Origin of the sequence: Aquimarina sp. AD10 (assembly GCF_003443715.1) — a bacterium.
Lineage (GTDB): Bacteria > Bacteroidota > Bacteroidia > Flavobacteriales > Flavobacteriaceae > Aquimarina > Aquimarina aggregata.
The window spans coordinates 212695-231415 of record NZ_CP031965.1 but is presented as its reverse complement, the minus strand read 5'-3'; the positions used below and the strand labels follow the sequence as shown (position 1 = coordinate 231415).

The following is an 18721-nucleotide window of genomic DNA, read 5'->3' as shown; positions in this document are numbered from 1 at the left end:
ATGTAATATATCATTTATCAAGTTTGATATTAGGTTTCAGAAATTTTTAAGCATAAATAAAAAAATCCGAAACTTTAGTTAGGCTTCGGACTTCTTTTCATATATAATGAAACTTATTTACAAGTGAAGTCCCGAAGCATACTCAAAAAAAGACCTTGTCCTTTTGGAGTAATCGTATATAATTTTATAAAAGTCATAATACTTCGGTTATTAAAGGTTTATTTTTTGGCAACTCTCGAACTGCGGTGCAAATATGAATCTAGTTTTTGAATTACACAAATAAAAAACAAATTTATTTTACTGATAATCAAATACTTATGTTAAAAAAAAGTCACTACAATCCCTATCCGTATTTTTACGAATATATTCTAAATCTACAATCAACTGTTACTCTTAAACTTATCTCTCAAATGGTATTTGATTAGATACAAGTAGTTTTCTAAAAAAAGATCATAAAAAAAGCGCCCAATTTCTTGGACGCTTCTGATTTTATATCTTATTCTAGTTCTGCTACCTATAATCGTGATTTAAAAACAGCTCTTCAGCGTCCTTTTTATGTGTTAAAAATAATATCATAGGTTTAAAACTTGTTTTTTATTCTTAATTATGATGCAAATATGACACAATTATCCTATTTGTACCAAATTTATTTTTGAAAATTGATTCCTTTTCATTTTGTATGACTTAAAGAACTAAATTTTCTTTCTTATTTAGAATATTACAATGAGATATTAAACGAAACTTTCTTTAAATCGTTCAAAATGACATGTATACCCATTAGGGATTCTAACAAGGTAATCTTGGTGCTCTGGTTCTGCGGGCCAAAAAACTGTAAATGGTTCTAAAGTAGTAACGATAGTTCCTTCCCATTTGTTAGAATCATCAACAATCTTGATTACTGCTTCTGCTATTTCTTTTTCTTCTTCATTTTGAATAAAAATAGCTGAACGATAACTTGACCCTCTATCATTTCCTTGTTGATCGATCGTAGTCGGATTATGAATCCTAAAAAAGTAATCTAATATTTGTTTAAAAGAAGTTTCATCAGGATTATATGTTAACTCTATACCTTCGGCATGTCCTGGATGATTTCGATACGTAGGAAATTCGTTTTCACCTCCAATATACCCAACCTCGGTATCTACTATACCTGGACGTACTCTAAAAAGGTCTTCCATTCCCCAAAAACATCCACCTGCTATATATGCTTTTTTAGTGCTCATATTTCAAATATTTATATTGTTATTTACTTCTTATTGAATTGTGAAATGACCTCCATATTTTCTAAAAAATGAATGACTTTTTCTTCTGGCATCTCACAGGGTTTTAGCATTTCTTTTGAAATTGTTCGGTAATAGTTAAGGCTAATAAAATTGTTCCCTCCTAACTCTTCACCATATATTTTTAAGGAATTACTATTGTTAAAACTCGATTTGGTAATTCCGTATCTTTTACCATCAAACATTGCTTCAGAATACCCTTCTGGTAATAAATGAATTATTTTATAAACAAGTTTTCTTGCCATTCTAGACCCTTTTATACTTTCATATAGTCGTAGAAACTTTTATAATCTAACTTTAAAATATCAGGAACTACAAGACAGCATAGAACACCCAACTTTATGTCTTGCCCATTCGGGTCTTTTTGCAAACCATTTTTGATGTGATATCTGCTCATCGTACGGTTTTTTAAGGAGATCGAATAATTCATTAATCACCGTGTAGTCTCCTTTTTCTGCCGCATCGATTGCCAATTGAGACATATAGTTGCGAAGCACATATTTAGGATTCACGGTATTCATTTGATTAGCTCGCTCTTTATCATTTAAATTTTCCTTTTTAAGACGAGTTTGATACTTTAAAAACCATTCGGTCCACTCTTTTTTAATGCTCTCTTTTATTTCATCGGGATTATAAAAGGCTTCTTTTATACAATCAATACCTTCTAGTGATTGATTGGACTTAAATTGTGAGAGTAACCTAAAGAAAATAGTCATATCAGTTTCAGAACGTTGTAGTACATTTTCTAGTGCTTCGATTAAGAGTTTATCGTTTTCATCATTTTCTATAAGCCCAAGTTTTGACTTCATCATTTCAAAATAGGCTATTTCAACATCATTTTGATATGCATTCAAAATAGTTTCGAGAATTTCAACAGATTCGATTAATGGATATATCGCATTAGCAAGTTTTATTAAGTTCCATAGTACAACTTGTGGTTGTGTGCCATATCTATATCGTTTATGTGCATTATCTGTAGTATTAGGAGTCCAGTTATGATCATATCCTTCTAACCAGCCATATGGACCATAATCTATTGTTAATCCCAAAATTGACATATTATCTGTATTCATCACCCCATGAACAAATCCTACACGTTGCCAATGAATTACCATATCCATACTTTTTGCAACCACTTCTTTAAAAAAAGCAATATATACATCTCTAGAGGGTGAGCCCAGATAACTATAATGATGAGTAATCGTATAATCCACTAAAGTCTTAAGCGTAGGTATATCTTGATGTGCTGCAAACATTTCGTAATTACCAAAACGTAAAAAAGATGCTGCTAAGCGGCAAACGATTGCTCCCTTTTCATATTCAGGATTTCCATCATATAAGACATCTCTTAATACCATATCACCTGTAAGTACTAAAGATAAAGCTCTTGTGGTAGGTACTCCCAGATGATACATTGCTTCACTACATAAATATTCTCTAATAGAAGATCTTAATACAGCTAATCCGTCTGCCGTTCGAGAATACGGGGTTTCTCCCGCACCTTTTAACTGTAATGTCCAGTATTTATTATTATGTGCTATCTCTGTGAGATTTATTGCTCTACCATCTCCCAATTGTCCGGCCCAATTACCAAATTGATGACCAGCATAACACATAGAATATGGTTTTGTATTTGGTAATATTTTAGCACCAGAAAATACTTCTAAAAAATAATCTGATTGCTCATTTCCTTTTAATCCGATAGCCTCTAACATTTCTGGAGAAGTATGAACTAAAGACGGTTGAGATGGTGTTCTTGGTGTTACATAAGAAAAGCATGCCTCTCTAACCTGTCTGCGTGTATTTGTTAAAACAGGGTCTGCAGGTAATTCTTTTGTAAAACGATTATTTATATTAAGTTTTAATGTCAAAATCTACTTTTTTAATAATACAAATTTAAGCTTTATAAAAGTCTCCTTGACATATCATGTGTTTACATTTTTAATCCTATCCATAGCAGCAACAATCTTTATTTTTTCTTAAAGCAAAGAAGTAACTACTTAATTTAGAGTCCTTGAAACTGTTCTCGATAGTTTTTAGGAGACATTTGTTTAAATTTATTGAATTGTCGATGAAAAAAAGAAAGGTTATTAAATCCAGAATTGTAGCCTATCTCAGATACAGATAGGTCCGTTTCAATCAATAATTTACTGGCCAAGGTTATTTTGTATTCATTTACATAATTAGAAAAAGTCTTATCAAATGTTTTTTTAAAGAATCTGCAAATGCCTTCTTTACTTAATGCTAGTTTATTCGAAAGTTCTTCTAAAGAATGTTTATTATGAATATTATCCTTGATATAATTATTAATTACGTTAACACGATAACTTTCTTTAGTAGAAAGATCCTTACCAAAACCAGGACCAGCTAGTAATTGGGTAGTTGATTTCGTAGCTAAAACGTGAAGAATATTTAAAAAACTAACTAACTGTTTAAAAGGAGACTCATCGATAATAGAAATGAATAAATTTTCTATAGAAATCGCAGTTTGATAGTCAAAATAAAGTCCTTGAGAGGATTTCTTTAACATAGATTTTATTTCCGTAAATTCAGGTTTATCCAGCCAGCCCTGAAGAAGTTTTTCATCCCATTGTATAATAACGCACTTAACATATTCATTTTTAGAATCTATTGTTTTCCAAGAATGTGGAACATTTTTTCCTACTAAAACTAAATCTCCCCTTTCAAAAGAATGCATAGAATCTCCAACATAACGTATACCTGTACTTTGAATCATATATGTAAGTTCGTACTGAGGATGAAAATGCCACTGTGCTTTAAATTCTTTGTCTTCAAAGACCTTTATCTTTAAAGAACTATTCGGCGAGGTTGTAATTTCTTTTAATTGGGCCTTCATAAATACTACTACTTTTACCCTATAAATATATTAAATACTAAATAATCCCACTTAAAAAACCTTAAAAAGTCAATATAGTACATAAAAAGTACAATATGCTGTATCATTTTGCTTAATAATTAAATGATCTTTGATAAAATAAAATTTGTAATACTATATATGGATGATTTGGCAATAAGAGATGTAAAACTTTTTAAAGCATCTTCTGAACTTAAAAAACCTATTTCGGACGCTACACATACATTAACAGAAATCTCATTTATAGTAATGAGAATTCAGTTAGAAAATGGAGTTATCGGAGAATCCTATTTGTTATCATTTCAATATTCTCCTAATGCTATTATTGGAGCGTTAAAAGATGTAATTTCTGTAATAAAAGGTTATAAAGCGAACGAAACCGGAGTAGTTCATCAAAAGTTAGAGAATTTATTCGAGTATTTCGGTAATCAAGGATTGCTAAGATGGTCTCAAGCAGCTGTAAACATAGCAATGTGGGATGCTTGGGGAAAAACACTTGGTGAGCCTATTCATAAAATATTAGGCGTTACTAAAAACAAAGTAAGTATCTACGGAAGTGGTGGTTGGATCTCCTACTCTATTGATGAACTCATTGAAGAGGTCACAGGTTATGCTAATCGAGGCTTCAAAGCTGTTAAGATTAAAGTAGGTTCTCCAAAAGTAGCAACAGATTTAGAAAGACTTAAAAAAGTAAGAGAGGCAGTTGGCGATAAAGTAGATATAATGATGGATGCCAATCAAGGAATGGATTTACCTTCAGCTATTAAACTTTCTAATAGTGCTAAAGATTTAAATATAAATTGGTTTGAAGAACCTGTAAATCATCAGGATTTTCAATCCTATCAAATCTTAAAAAATCAAACAGGAATTTCACTAGCTATGGGAGAAAGAGAGTTTGATACCCTACCACTTCGAGAATTAGTAACCAGAAATGCGTTGGATATTTGGCAGCCAGATATTTTACGCATCGGAGGTGTCGAGGCTTGGAGAGAAAGTGCTGCATTAGCAGATAGTTTTCATCTTCCTGTATTACCTCACTATTATAAAGATTATGATGTACCCTTGCTCTGTACTATTCCAAACGGAGTTGGTGCAGAATCTTTTGATTGGGTAGATCCTCTTATAGACAATCCAATGAAGGTACAAAACGGGTATGCGCAACCTCATAATTTACCAGGTTGGGGTTTTAACTTTATCGATGATAGACTAACGGAAATAAAATAATATGGGATTATCTGTTTTTTCGCTACAAGGCAAACTAGCACTTATTACAGGTGGTGGCACAGGCATTGGATTTGGTATTGCAAAAGCAATTGTAGAAGCCGGAGGTAAGGTTGTTATCACTGGCCGAAGAGAACAAATTCTTAAACAAGCAATTGATGAATTAGGAAAAGGTAATTTTTATAGAGTAAATGATATCACGAATAAAGCTGCTCTTCCTGAATTAGTACTTGATATTGAATCTACAATTGGTCCCATAGATATTTTGGTAAACAATGCTGGTATACATCATAAAGCAATGGCACAAGATACTACAGACGAAGATTTTGAAAGAATTTTACAAACAAATGTAATGTCTGTTTTTGCCTTAACACGTGAATGTGCTAAATATATGTTAGCTCGAAAACAAGGAGCTATCATTATGATAGGTTCTATGGCTGGTTTATTTGGAATAGATAAAGTAATCGCATACGGAACTTCTAAAACGGCACTTACCGGAATGGTAAATGCATTAGTTACAGAATATTCTAAAGATAATGTTCGTGTAAATGCTATTGCACCAGGTTGGATTGAGTCTAATATGTTCTTAAATGCAATTAATAAAGACGAAAAGAGAAAAGAGCAAATTGTAAACCGTATTGCGATGGATGACTTTGGTCAAACTAGTGATATTGGTAATGCTGCTGTTTTTTTAAGTTCTGAAGCTGCACGATATATCACAGGAGTCGTACTGCCAGTTGATGGTGGAGCTACTGTAAATTTTTAATCTATGAAGAAACCATCCTATATCGATAATCATGAACTAAGCGAAGCTTTTAATAATGAAAGCAGATTAGTATACGGTACTTCTGGATTAGGAGGTGTATGGGGGAAAGTAGATGCTACAGAATCTGTAGAAGCCCTTTTATATGCCTTTGAAAATGGAATTTCTGTATTAGATACGGCACCATCATATGCTAATTCAGAATTGTATGTTGGTGAAGCTTTAAAACAATGGAAAGGGAAGAAGCCATTTGTAAGTACAAAAATCGGAAGATTAAAAGGAGCCGATGCATTCGAGGTAAAGTTGGATTATTCTCAAGAAGGGATGAGAAGAAGTCTGGAGAATAGTCTTAAAACATTAGGATTGGAGACCATAGATTTATTATTTCTTCATGAACCTCAGTTAGTTCCTGAACATGAGATCGAATCAACAATCCAAGCTTTATTAAGTTTTAAATCTCAAGGATTGGTTAAAATGTTGGGAGTTGGAGGAAACCCTAATGCTACATTTATGCCGTATGTTAAGAAAGAATATTTTGATGTAGTTTCTGGCTTTTTAAAAATGGATGCTTGCAATTTATCTGTATTTAACGAAGAGATTCAACATTATCAAAATGAAGGAATCGCATATTATGCAGCTTCTGCCCTACATTTTTCACTTCTTGGAAATCGGTATAACAAATATTTAAAAGAAGGGGTTGATGATGTTTGGATTACTCATAAAGATATGGAGAATGCAAAAAAAGTGAAAGCCATTGCAGATAAATACGATATGCCACTGGCAACACTGGCACAACGCTATTTATTTTCTATTAAAGAAGCAGATAGAGTGGTAATGGGAGCAAGAACTTTAAAACAAATTCAATCTACTATATCAGATTGGAAGTTAGGTAAATTACCAATAGATATATTTAAGGAAGTTACTAATACTATTTCAGTAAAATAATATGGAAGTAATTCGTTTAAAAGCGCCTGGTGTTTGGGAAAAATATAAAACACAAAAGCCAACTGAGACTTTAGAGCCACATGAGGTTTTGGTTAAGGTTAACAAGATTGGTGTATGTGGTACAGATTTACATGCGTTTAAAGGAAAGCAACCTTTTTTTGAATATCCAAGAGTTCTGGGACATGAATTAGCTGTAAAAGTAATAGCTACAGGAGAACATGTAAGCAACGTAAAAGTTAATGACAATTGTTCTGTAGAGCCTTATTATAATGAAGAAATTGGTCAGGCCGTAAGAAGAGGAAAAACTAATTGCGGAGAACATCTGCGTGTACTGGGTGTGCATGTAGATGGTGGTATGCAAGAGTACCTAAAAATACCTGCCAAATTCCTTCATCCCTCTGCTACGTTATCGAATGACCAATTAGCCCTAATTGAGCCTTTAGCTATTGGATGTCATGCAATAGATAGAGCTAGAATACAACACGATGATATAGTATTAGTAATTGGTGCAGGACCTATTGGATTAGGCACTATTCAATTTGCGCAGCTTACAGGAGCAAGAGTACTCGTTATGGATATTGATACCCATAAACTGAATAAAGCTAAAGAAATTACAGGTATCCATGATACAATTTTAGTATCTGATCATATCGAAAAAGATATAATGCAAATACTGAACGGTGACCTGCCTACAGTAGTACTAGATGCAACGGGAAATCCTACATCAATGTTAAATACATTTAAGTATGTGGCAGCAGGAGGAACTATTGTATTTATTGGGCTTTTTCAAGGAGATGTTGTTTTTAATGATCCTTATTTTCATAAAAAAGAACTAACACTTATGGCCAGCAGAGCGGCTCTAAGTTCTGATTTTAGCAGAATCATTCGATTAATTGAAGCCGGAAAAATCAATCCCGAAACATACATAACACATAGAATCAAATTTGAAGAGGTTCCCGAAACCTTCGAAAAGCTTTATGAATACGGTGGAGATTTAGTAAAAGCTATAATAGAGTTTTAAAAATCAATATAATCATGAATATTACTATCATAGATCTATCCATTATTGCGATTTACCTTATAGGAATCGTGATCGTAGGTATATGGGCCGGAGGAGGTTTTAAAAAACAGTCTTCTAATAATTATTTTTTGGCTGGTAGATCCCTTGGATGGGGTGTTGTAGGGGCCTCTCTTTTTGCCTCAAACATATCAACTGTTCACATCGTCGGTTTTGCAGAGTCTGGATTTACATCCGGGTTATCAGATGGGATTTTTGAATGGATGGCGATTCCTTGTTTAGTTTTTCTTGGAGCATTTATTGCCCCTTTCTATTTTCGAAATAAAATTGCTACCATTCCAGAGTATTTTGAAAGGAGATTTGATGGAGTTTCGAGAACTTTTATGGTGGTTTTTGCTATTCTTACCGCATTACTAATTCATATAGGGATAAGTTTATATGCCGGAGCAACTATTATGAAAGAGTTTTTTGGTTTAGATCAACTTTGGGGTGTATTATTAATCTCATTTTTAACTGCATTATATACAATTTTAGGAGGGTTAAAAGCCGTAGCGGTTACAGAGTCTATTCAGTCCGTAATGCTATTGGGAGGTAGTATTTTAATTACTGTATTTGGATTAATGATGTTACCAGAGGTTGGTATTACAGATTTTGAAATATTTAAATCAAAAATTAATCCTGGCAGTTTATCTATGTTAAGATCAGATGCAACAGTGGCACAAACTGGAGGAATCCCTTGGTACGCGGTCTTTTTGGGATACCCGGTTTTAGGAATCTGGTATTGGTTTACCGATCAGACTATCGTACAAAGAGCTCTTGGATCAAAGTCAGAAAATGATTCACGCATTGGTCCAATGTTTACTGCAATACTTAAGCTTGCTCCTGTATTCTTCATGTTATTACCTGGCTTATTAGCTTTTGTGCTTTTTAAAGACGAAATAAACACTGCTGGTACAGGACAAACATTTTCAATTTTAGTATCTAAATTACTACCTGTAGGATTAGTTGGTTTAGTGATTGCATCATTGTTAGCCGCGTTAATGAGTTCGGTTGCAGCAGCACTTAATAGTTCTTCAACTTTAGTTTCTATAGATATTATAAAAAGACTTAAACCAGAAACATCAGATGAAAAATTAGTAACTATAGGTAAAATTACTGCTTTTGTAGTCATGATTATTGCAATTTTGTTTTCTCTTATTGCGGGATCAAAAGGAGGATCCATAATTACGATTGTAAATTCAATTGGTTCTAGTATTGCTCCATCTATTTCAGCAGTATTTATTCTTGGCTATTTTTGGAAAAGAGGAACAAAAGAAGCTGCTAAAATTACTTTTGCCATAGGCCTTGTTATAGGGATATTAATGTTTACATTAGATTTTCCAGATGAAAATGGTACTAAATTAATTACCGATACTTGGGGAGTTATTTTTATGATGCAAGCATGGTGGGCTTTCGTAATCTGTTGCATCCTATTTGTTTCAGTAAGCTTATTAACTCCAGAACCTACCACACAACAAAAGGCGCTAACTTTTTCTGCTAGTGCGTACCTAGACAAAATCAAATCAGCCACAGACTATAGAATCATTGGGATTATAATTATGGTTGTTTTAGTTGTACTATGGAGTATCATCGAATTTTTAGCGTAATAAAATTAAAAGTATATGAAATACATAATAAAAATAATTCTGTTCACCCCCTTTCTTTTGATAACACTAACTGGATGCTCGAATAATAAAAAAGATGAGAATCAGATAAGAAGATTTGCATTTGCTGTCCCATCAGAAACAGTACCAGATAATAGCAATATAAAAGACACCGAGTTATCTATACAAGTTTTTAAAATTAAAGAAAAAGCCTTCTTAGTTATAGATGCTCCTTCTGATTATGATTACTCTAAAACTTTAGCGCTTTTAAAAAGTAAAGGCATTGATAATATACTAACGAGTACCTCTCCTTTAAAGCGAATTTATAAAATGGACCAACAAAAAGAGTATACTTCCACTGAAGGACAACTAATAAATACTCAAACAGATACTAAAAGATATGTACTTACTCTTGAAATAGTTAATGATAAGAAATTAAGAGACGAATATATCCAAGTACACGGAATTGGAAAAGCCTGGCCAGAAATCACGAATAACATGAAACAAATGGGGATTAAGGATATGGAGCTTTATTTAGATGGATATCAAGCGTACTTGATTATGGATACAAGAAAAGATTTTGACATGGCTAAAGATGGAGAAAAATGGAGCAAACTACCTCGAGAATCAGAATGGCAAGAATACGTAGCTAAATTTCAAAAAGTAGACCCACAAAGCAAAGCTACCGAAAAGTGGCAAACTATGATTTTGCAAAAATAAAAAGCTTTTTTTAAGATATTATGAAACAAATATTTAGCATAACCTTGGTTTGCATATCACTTATTGGATATGGTCAAAAAAAACAGGATACCTATGAACCAACTTGGACTTCATTGCAACGACATGAAATACCACAATGGTTAAAAGATGCCAAATTTGGAATATACACTCATTTTTCTTTAGAAAGTATGAGATACATCAAAGGCAATGAAAACAAATATCAGCATGAGATGATCAGCGATTTTAAGTTTGAAAATTTTGACGCTGTTGAATGGGCCGAACTTTTTAAGAAATCAGGAGCCAAATTTGCAGGGCCAGTTTCATGGCACGGAAGCGGGATGGTACATTGGGATAGCGACCTAACTAAATTAGATGTCGTGGATATGGGACCTAAAAAGGACATATCTGCATTATTAAAAAAAGAAATCATAAAACGCAATATGAAATTCATCATGTCTTTTCATTCCGGATATTGGTATCGTGCTGCTATCGACAGAGATAATCCTGGTAGAAAAGATCCAAACTTTTATGAATTGTACGGACCACCTCATGATGAGGATGTAACAGACGCCATACCCTGGAAAAATCATATTGAAAAACAATCCAGATATACAGAAGAACATTTAGATCTTTGGTTATCGAAAATGAAAGAAGCGGTTACAAAATACAGTCCAGATATTTCTTGGGTTGATGTTTCTTTTGGAGGTACTGTTCGAGCACATAATATAAACTCCTTTAAAAACGGAAAAGTTGTCTCTAAAGAGATCTATTTTAATGGTGTTAATGAAAGTAGACAAAGAGAATATATCAGTCATTATTTTAACACAGCACTTAAAAACAATCAAGAAGTAGCATTTGTTTATAAAGAACATGATGTCCCCCCTGGTATTGGAATGCGAAATTTTGAAAATGGACTCATTGATGAATTGACATATGATACCTGGATGACCGATATTGATATCTGTCAACCCGTTAGTTGGTGGTATCAGGAAGGAATGGGAATTAAAGATGCTAATCTGATAATTGACATATTAGTAGATGTTACATCAAAAAATGGAATTCTTTTATTAAACGTTCCTCCGAAACCTGATGGTGCTTTTGCAGATTTTATAAAAAAAGAACTATATGAAATTGGAGATTGGTTACAAATCAATGGTGAAGCGATTTATGAAACCATGCCTTGGTCTGTATACGGAGAAGGGCCTTCATTTTTACCCAATACAGGTCATTATTCAGAAAAGAAAACTAATGCATCTTATACATCCAAAGACTTTCGGTTCACCCAAAAAGACAATACACTATATGCTATTTGCCTAGGGATACCTAAAGGAGAGGTTACTATTAATTCATTAGGATCTTACGGTAGATTATATGCAAATGATATACTTTCTATAGAATTATTGGGTAGTGATGCAAAGTTAAAATACCAACAAAACAAACATAACTTAAAAATTGAAATGCCCGCTAACTTTAAAGGTAAGCATGCTTGTGTCTTCAAAATTCAAAGAAAATCATAATCACGGTTTTGATAAAAGTTCAAAAAATGAAAAAATTAATTTACATATTATTTACTATTGGTTTAGTAGCTTGTCAATCAAAAAATAATGCTAAAGTCGAAACAAAAACAGAAGATCAAACTGCTAAAGAGGAAAAATTTGAATTTAAAGAAAATTGGGAAAGTTTAAGTAATTATGAAATCCCGCAATGGATGAAAGATATTAAATTTGGAATTTTCATTCATTGGGGACCAAATTCGGTTGCCGAATTACATACGGATTGGTATCCGCGTTGGATGTATTTGGATAATGGGATTATGAATCCACAAACTGGTGAAATCACAAAAAACAAACCACACCCGGCAGTAGCCTATCACAAAGAAAACTTCGGAGATCAAAAAACATTTGGATATAAAGACATTATTCCAATGTGGACCATGGAAAATTTTAATGCAGAAGATTGGGTTAATTTATTTAAAAAATCAGGGGCTCAATATGTAGTTCCCGTAGCAGAACATCACGACGGTTATGCTTTATATGAGTCCAGTATAACCAAATACAACTCAGTTAATATGGGGCCTAAAAAAGATGTTTTTAAAGAATTAACAGATGAGATTAAAAGGCAAGGTTTGATTTCTGGAGCAAGTTCTCATTTGGCTTTTAATTGGAACTTTTACAATCAACAAGAATATTTTGACACAGGTAATCCTGAATTTTCAGATATTTATGCCCCTCCTCATAAACCTGATGAGCCGGCTAGTGCAGAGTGGCTAGCAAACTTTTGGTGGCCTCGAACTAAAGAAATTATTGATAAATATCAACCCGATATTCTTTGGTTTGATTTTTTCTTAGATCGACCAGAGTTTGCTCCATATCATAAAAAACTAGCAGCATACTATTACAACTCTGGTTTAAAAAGAGGAAAAAAGGTAGTACTTCAGACTAAAAATTATAAATATGAATCTTACCCTATCGGTACTCATATGCTAGATCTGGAACGCAGCAAGTTAGATTCTATTCGTCCAGAATATTGGCAAACAGATACTTCTATAGGAAAAAATTCTTGGTACTACGCCAAAAACTGGATTCCAAAATCATCCGGAGAGCTAATCGCAGACTTAGTAGATATTGTAAGTAAAAATGGATGTTTACTACTAAATATAGGTCCACGAAAAGACGGTATTATTCCTGGCGATCAACAAAAAACATTATTAGAAATTGGGAAATGGTTAGATCTAAATGGTGAAGCAATCTATGGTTCTAAACATTGGAAGACTTACGGAGAAGGTCCTACTAAAACAGAATTGGGGCACCTTTCTGAAAGTAAGAATAAAAATTTTACTCAGGAAGATATTCGTTTTACGACCAATAAAGGAAATCTTTATGCCTTTATACTAATCCCTCCTACTGAAAACATTAAAATCAGAACGTTAAATACTTCTAACATTAATATTGAATCAATACAACTTTTAGGGTATAAGGGAAAAATAGCATTTACACAAACTAGTAAACACTTAGAAATTCAATTTCCTAAAGGAACTAATTTAGAACACACTTGGGTTTTTAAAATCAAACCACAAGAAAAACTATAATTTGATTTTCAACAAATTACCTAAATTCAACAGGTCATACTCACAGTTCTGAGTATGACCTGTTGTAAATTTTATCTTTATCTATTAAGTGCTTCGTATATATTTATGGGTAAAAAATTACGTCTTTGTTCATTATTTTTTCCATTAGAGGCTGCATACAGCTCTCTAAAATAACGAACCGCACCAACAGAATAATTTATTTTTTCAATCCACTCATAAAAGCGTTTTTCTTTATTATCTGTATCAGCATATTCAAATACTTGTCCTTTTAATTTTTCTAAATCTGCATCAGAAAATATAGGACGAGAAGGAAAGACTTTAAATTCACTATCTTCTTTAATATCGAGTAAAGACTTAATCCAATCTACATCTGATCTATATTGTTTAACAAGTTTTTCTTCTAGAGATGCATGAATTTCTTCTTCTAATACAATCCTAACTGTACTTCGTTTTTGGATCATATCGTCTAGTTTAAATGTAAGATAGCCCGTACTGCCAAGATGATACTGTCCGTCGGTGTTACTTTCTTCTACAACTAATGTATACGGGATTCCATTAAGGCTTCTAACTGAAAACTCCTCTTTTCCCATAGGTTCAATAGTAACTTGATCGTTTTGCGCTTGTATTTGTATGCAAAAGATCAAAATTAGTAGTGTGCCGAATAGCTTCATTCTTTTTTGTAGGTTTACTTTGTTCATATTTTAGGGTTTTATACCACAAAATTATAACATCGATAGATGTTTTCAAAGCTAAGATCATAGAGATTTTTTATGGCAATCAAAATAGTTTAATTAAGAGTCCAATTTTCACAGACAACTCTTCATTAACATTTGTATTTAAACAACATTAAACTAATCTATAAAAGTCTATTTTTCTCTTGAAAGAACTAAAGATATTAAGAGTAAAACGTCTCTGCATATTCTGATGGTGTCTTCTTATAATACTTTTTAAAGCTTTTCGAAAAGTATTTTGGGTCTTTGAAACCTACTTTATAACCAATCTCAGAAATACTAAAGCCTCCTATTTCTAAAAATTCGGCAGCTTTTTTCATTCGTATAGAATTAATAAATTCTTTTGGTGTTAGATTAGTCCATGCTTTTATTTTAACGAACAGCATCGTTCTACTAAGCCCCAATTCTGAACTAAAATATTGTATATCAAAAGATGGATCATCAATATGATGCTCAACAATTCTTATTGCTTTTCTTTGCATATTCTCTTCTTCAGAATCTATTCTGTTATCCTCAAAATTGGCATTATTTTCAATAAATTTACTTTTTAGGTGCTCAGTCGTCTTTAATAAATTTTTGATGACTAAAAGAAATTCCTTGATATTAAATGGCTTATCGATATAACGATCGGCTCCCGATTCTAAGCCAATAAACTTATGCTCAATAGATGACCGTGAGGTGAGTAATATAAAAGGAATATGACTTGTTCTTTTGTCGTTTTTAATTTTGGAACAAAACTCTGTTCCTTCCATTTTTGGCATTATAACATCACTAATTATCAAGTCGGGAAAAACTTTTAATGCCATTTTAAAACCTGCATATCCATTTTCTGCTTGTTCTACGCTATATAATTCTCCCAAAAGATTTACTATGAATTTTCTGAATTCATGATTATCTTCTACAACAAGAATTTTGGTTTTCTTGGTAGATAACGATAATGTATTTAGGTTAATATTTTCGATGTTTTCGACAAAATTACTGTAATCTTTATACTCTATACTATCTTTGTTATTCTGCTTTCCAGTAATTATTTCGGATTCTGTTAAATGATCACGTCCTTTTTTAAGAGTAATAATAAATGTCGTTCCTTTCTTCTTTTCACTTTTTACTGCTATTTTACCTTTATGCAAATCCAAAGTTTTTTTGGCGATATGTAAACCTATCCCATTTCCTTGATTAAAATGTTTTTGATATTCGACTTTACTAGCCATTTCATAATATCTATCAAAAATCTTATTCATAAACTCATTATCAACTCCTGCTCCATTATCCGAAATCTCAATAAACACTTCTTTGTCCGTTTCGTATATTTTTACACCAATTTCTCCCCCTTTAGGTGTATATTTAAAAGCATTCGAAAGTACATTGTAAAAGGCTTTCTCCAATTTAATTTCATCATAAAAAACTAAAATATTTTCAGAACTAGAATCAAATGAATACTTGTAATTACCAATTTTCGCATATTCTTGAAATGATCTATAAATTCCATCAAGAAAACGCACTAAATTATCTTCTCTTGCTTCTAATTTAGAGTGCTTATTCTCAAATGCTCTAAAATCAAGTAATTGATTTGTTAACTTTAACAGCTGCTTTGCATTGCGCTCTATTAAAAGCAATTTGGTATACATATCACTGCTTCCGTTGTATCGCTCTATAAGTTGTTGTAGCGGTGCTAGTATAAGAGTTAAAGGTGTTCTAAAATCATGAGAGATATTGGTAAAAAATTCTAATTTAGAGGTATTAATTTCTTCTTGTCTTGTGTTCTCTAATCGTTCTGACTTTAACTTATGAGCAAGGGTTATTCTGGCTGTGATATTAATATATATTTGGTGTAGAATCAGAATAGTTAGTATCATATAAATCAAAAACGCCCATTTTGTTTTCCAAAATGCGGCCTTTACCCTAATATTAATACTAGTAAATGCTTCTTTCAATACATTTTCGTTGTTTACTTTTTTTACTTCAAAAATATAATCTCCAGGTTTTTGAATGGTATAACTTGCCTCGTTATTGGTTGTAAATTTCCATTCATCATTTAACCCCTTAAGTCTATAAGCATACCTTTTATCTGTAGTATTTATGTAACTTGGTAACGCAAAATTTAATGAAAATGAGTTTTCATCATGTTCAAGAGTAATTTGGTTTATAAAGGCTATGTTCTTATTGGGGTCTTTTCCGTTAACAGTGATACCAGTTAGGACAACTTTAGACTTGTAATTACTTTTACCAAGTGTTTTGGGATTAAAAAAAGCTACCCCTTTTACCCCACCAAAATACAAATGACCATTACTTCCTTTAAGATATGAATTATTTATGAACTCGTTACCCCAAAATCCTTGAGCCTGATCGTAAAGAATCGTATTTTTTGTTACTGGATCATAACGTACTAATCCAAGGTTAGAACTTATCCAAAGGTATTTTTGATCATCTTCAACAATACTGTATACTGTTGTAATATCTGCATTTATTAGCTCTATTTTAAATGGTTCAAATTTATCTTTAACAAGTTTTTGAATTCCTTTTTCTTTAGTCCCTACAAAAATACTTCCTTGATGGTCTTGATAAATACATAAAATATTATGACCATATACGATATCATCTTCAAAAAGAAACCGCTTTAATACTGGGGTGTTAGCGATAAGTTCTTTATAGGACACTTTATTAAGCCCTTTATCAGTTCCTATCCAAAGATTATTTGATTGGTCAGAAAACATGCTACGAATCCTTCTATTTGTCAAAGAATTGATATCAGATACACGAGGCTGGATAAAACTAATTTTTTTTGTGATGCGGTCATATATGACTGCCCCTCTTCCGAAGGTACCAAAAACGAGTAGATTTCTAATTTTTTGGATCGCATATACTCCCTGATTCGATAGTATATCTTTAAGCTCTAAATGACTAGATTCATTAAATTCCTGAGTCACAATATTAAATTCTTTTATTCCTCCTTTTAGAGTACCGATCCATAATGTTTGATCGTCTAAAAGAAGGGATTTAATGTTAGAGTTTTTTACTTTTTTATTCAAAGCATTAGTCAGCACACTATTCGTTTTTCCATTTTTTTGAATAACGGTTACACCATTGCCTTCTGTACCTATAAAAAAAGAACCATTTTTGTCTTCAACAATTGAACTCACAACACCCAAGTGATAAGATTGTTCTCCTTTTGTAAGATAAAGTTCATGAAAATTATTGTTATGAATATCCCATAAATTGATACCGCCATAATAAGTTCCGATCCAAACCGATCCGTTTTTATCAATGAAAATTTCTTTAATACTATTTTTACTTAAACTATCTGGATTTCCTGGTTGATTAATAATTTTGATCAGTTCATTATTGGCTTTTTTTATAAATACCCCATCATAAGTGCCTATCCAAAGGTTAGAATCCTTATCATATTTAAGACTTCGAATATCGGTGCTTTTTATTTTCTTATCATTTAATTCATTATAGGACGCAAAACGCTTATTTGTTGTATTAAAAACAAGTAGTCCATTAAATTTAGTGCCTATCCATAAATTACCGTTTGCATCTTCATTGATAGTCTGTATGAAGATATTTGAATCAGTGCCTTGCTCTCTATCAAATCTTTCAAACTTTAAATGATCTATTTCTGAATTAACAACTTTATGGAGCCCTAAAGAAGTAGCAATCCAGATATCACCAGTTTTATCTTGGTAGATATCAATTATGAAGTCGCTTCTAAGTTGAGATGGCGTATTTTCATCTTTATCATAATGTATTAGTTCATCATTTTTACGATTGTAAATAAACAAACCATCAGAAGTCGCAAACCATAAGGTGTTATTTTTCATTTCCTTAATAGCTCTAATAGACCTATGAGAAATTGTGTTTTTTTTAGAAGAGTATAAAAACCTAGTAAATTTTTCAGTTCTAGGATCAAACTTATTAAGTCCGTTATAGGTCCCTATCCAAATAAAACCTTCTTTATCTTCCTTTATCGATAGGATATCATTATTACTTAATGAAGTACTATCCTTAGGGTTATTTCGATAAATAGTTATTTCTTCTCCATCATATTTATTAAGCCCATCACGCGTACCAATCCACATTTGATCAAATTGGTCTTGTTCAACAGCGACTACCGTACTTTGCGATAAACCTTCGGATACAGATAAATGAATAAAGTTATTAAAATCATGTTCTTGAGAAAAAACACAGAAATGTATAAGAAATACAATTGATGTAATTGCTCTTTTCATATTTGGGGTATGACCATGATTAGTTATCTATAAATATAACGTTATTTTATCAAATTATTATATTAATATTATGAGTTGCACTAGTACTTTATGTAAAGAAAAGTTCTTAACAGCAGATCAAAAGTCGCAAGATCAACAAGTGCAATAAACTGATTAACAAGTATTTGTACTTATTCCCCCCTAGAATCGGACTTTTAGAATTTATTTA

14 protein-coding genes are annotated in these 18721 nt (G+C 32.2%); 8 read left to right on the top strand and 6 right to left on the bottom strand.

What is annotated here, in order from left to right; all coding sequences use genetic code 11:
- Window positions 1–731: 731 nt before the first annotated feature.
- The 4 genes from msrA to D1816_RS00860 form a co-directional block, all read right to left on the bottom strand.
- A complete protein-coding gene (gene msrA / locus D1816_RS00875; protein WP_066314721.1) occupies window positions 732–1223 on the bottom strand; it encodes a peptide-methionine (S)-S-oxide reductase MsrA in 492 nt (163 codons plus the stop codon).
- Between the two features lie 23 nt (window positions 1224–1246).
- Entirely contained in the window at window positions 1247–1525 is a 279-nt protein-coding gene (locus D1816_RS00870; RefSeq protein WP_066314719.1) for a peptide methionine sulfoxide reductase, read from the bottom strand.
- 60 nt (window positions 1526–1585) lie between these two features.
- Complete coding sequence (locus D1816_RS00865) at window positions 1586–3154, bottom strand: YdiU family protein (protein ID WP_118500833.1); 1569 nt, start codon at window positions 3152–3154, stop codon at window positions 1586–1588.
- A 131-nt stretch (window positions 3155–3285) separates the two neighbouring features.
- A complete protein-coding gene (locus D1816_RS00860; protein ID WP_118500832.1) occupies window positions 3286–4137 on the bottom strand; it encodes an AraC family transcriptional regulator in 852 nt (283 codons plus the stop codon).
- Between the two features lie 123 nt (window positions 4138–4260).
- Here D1816_RS00860 and D1816_RS00855 point away from each other — a divergent pair, with 123 nt between their 5' ends.
- The 8 genes from D1816_RS00855 to D1816_RS00820 are packed head-to-tail and all read left to right on the top strand — an operon-like array spanning window position 4261 to window position 13553.
- Window positions 4261–5379, top strand: a complete 1119-nt coding sequence (locus D1816_RS00855; RefSeq protein WP_240338678.1) for a mandelate racemase/muconate lactonizing enzyme family protein — start codon at window positions 4261–4263, stop codon at window positions 5377–5379.
- 1 nt (window position 5380) lies between these two features.
- The gene (locus D1816_RS00850) at window positions 5381–6142 is read left to right on the top strand and encodes an SDR family NAD(P)-dependent oxidoreductase (protein ID WP_066314712.1); all 762 of its coding nucleotides are present in this window, start codon (window positions 5381–5383) and stop codon (window positions 6140–6142) included.
- 3 nt (window positions 6143–6145) lie between these two features.
- Window positions 6146–7084 carry an aldo/keto reductase gene (locus D1816_RS00845; protein ID WP_118500831.1) on the top strand — a complete coding sequence of 313 codons (939 nt, stop codon included), beginning with the start codon at window positions 6146–6148 and terminating at the stop codon, window positions 7082–7084.
- Between the two features lies 1 nt (window position 7085).
- Window positions 7086–8105, top strand: coding sequence for a zinc-binding alcohol dehydrogenase family protein (locus tag D1816_RS00840; protein ID WP_118500830.1), 1020 nt, complete (start codon window positions 7086–7088; stop codon window positions 8103–8105).
- Between the two features lie 14 nt (window positions 8106–8119).
- Window positions 8120–9748, top strand: coding sequence for a sodium/solute symporter (locus D1816_RS00835; protein ID WP_066314704.1), 1629 nt, complete (start codon window positions 8120–8122; stop codon window positions 9746–9748).
- Window positions 9749–9763: 15 nt separating this feature from the next.
- Window positions 9764–10465, top strand: coding sequence for an L-rhamnose mutarotase (locus tag D1816_RS00830; RefSeq protein WP_118500829.1), 702 nt, complete (start codon window positions 9764–9766; stop codon window positions 10463–10465).
- 20 nt (window positions 10466–10485) lie between these two features.
- On the top strand, window positions 10486–11982 hold the full coding sequence (locus D1816_RS00825; RefSeq protein WP_118500828.1) for an alpha-L-fucosidase: 1497 nt from the start codon (window positions 10486–10488) through the stop codon (window positions 11980–11982).
- Window positions 11983–12008: 26 nt separating this feature from the next.
- Complete coding sequence (locus D1816_RS00820; protein WP_118500827.1) at window positions 12009–13553, top strand: alpha-L-fucosidase; 1545 nt, start codon at window positions 12009–12011, stop codon at window positions 13551–13553.
- A gap of 77 nt (window positions 13554–13630) precedes the next feature.
- Here the strand turns inward: D1816_RS00820 and D1816_RS00815 are convergent, their stop codons facing one another.
- Both D1816_RS00815 and D1816_RS00810 read right to left on the bottom strand, forming a co-directional pair.
- On the bottom strand, window positions 13631–14251 hold the full coding sequence (locus tag D1816_RS00815; RefSeq protein WP_066314697.1) for a hypothetical protein: 621 nt from the start codon (window positions 14249–14251) through the stop codon (window positions 13631–13633).
- A 197-nt stretch (window positions 14252–14448) separates the two neighbouring features.
- Window positions 14449–18513, bottom strand: coding sequence for a two-component regulator propeller domain-containing protein (locus D1816_RS00810; RefSeq protein WP_118500826.1), 4065 nt, complete (start codon window positions 18511–18513; stop codon window positions 14449–14451).
- Window positions 18514–18721 lie beyond the last annotated feature (208 nt).

Coding starts and splice junctions, on each gene's coding strand:
- D1816_RS00870 (WP_066314719.1), bottom strand. CDS start 1,525: ATGGCAAGAAAACTTGTTTATAAAATAATTCATTTATTACCAGAAGGG.
- D1816_RS00825 (WP_118500828.1), top strand. CDS start 10,486: ATGAAACAAATATTTAGCATAACCTTGGTTTGCATATCACTTATTGGA.
- D1816_RS00810 (WP_118500826.1), bottom strand. CDS start 18,513: ATGAAAAGAGCAATTACATCAATTGTATTTCTTATACATTTCTGTGTT.
- D1816_RS00845 (WP_118500831.1), top strand. CDS start 6,146: ATGAAGAAACCATCCTATATCGATAATCATGAACTAAGCGAAGCTTTT.
- D1816_RS00820 (WP_118500827.1), top strand. CDS start 12,009: ATGAAAAAATTAATTTACATATTATTTACTATTGGTTTAGTAGCTTGT.
- D1816_RS00835 (WP_066314704.1), top strand. CDS start 8,120: ATGAATATTACTATCATAGATCTATCCATTATTGCGATTTACCTTATA.
- D1816_RS00840 (WP_118500830.1), top strand. CDS start 7,086: ATGGAAGTAATTCGTTTAAAAGCGCCTGGTGTTTGGGAAAAATATAAA.
- D1816_RS00830 (WP_118500829.1), top strand. CDS start 9,764: ATGAAATACATAATAAAAATAATTCTGTTCACCCCCTTTCTTTTGATA.
- D1816_RS00815 (WP_066314697.1), bottom strand. CDS start 14,251: ATGAACAAAGTAAACCTACAAAAAAGAATGAAGCTATTCGGCACACTA.
- D1816_RS00855 (WP_240338678.1), top strand. CDS start 4,261: ATGATCTTTGATAAAATAAAATTTGTAATACTATATATGGATGATTTG.
- D1816_RS00850 (WP_066314712.1), top strand. CDS start 5,381: ATGGGATTATCTGTTTTTTCGCTACAAGGCAAACTAGCACTTATTACA.
- msrA (WP_066314721.1), bottom strand. CDS start 1,223: ATGAGCACTAAAAAAGCATATATAGCAGGTGGATGTTTTTGGGGAATG.
- D1816_RS00860 (WP_118500832.1), bottom strand. CDS start 4,137: ATGAAGGCCCAATTAAAAGAAATTACAACCTCGCCGAATAGTTCTTTA.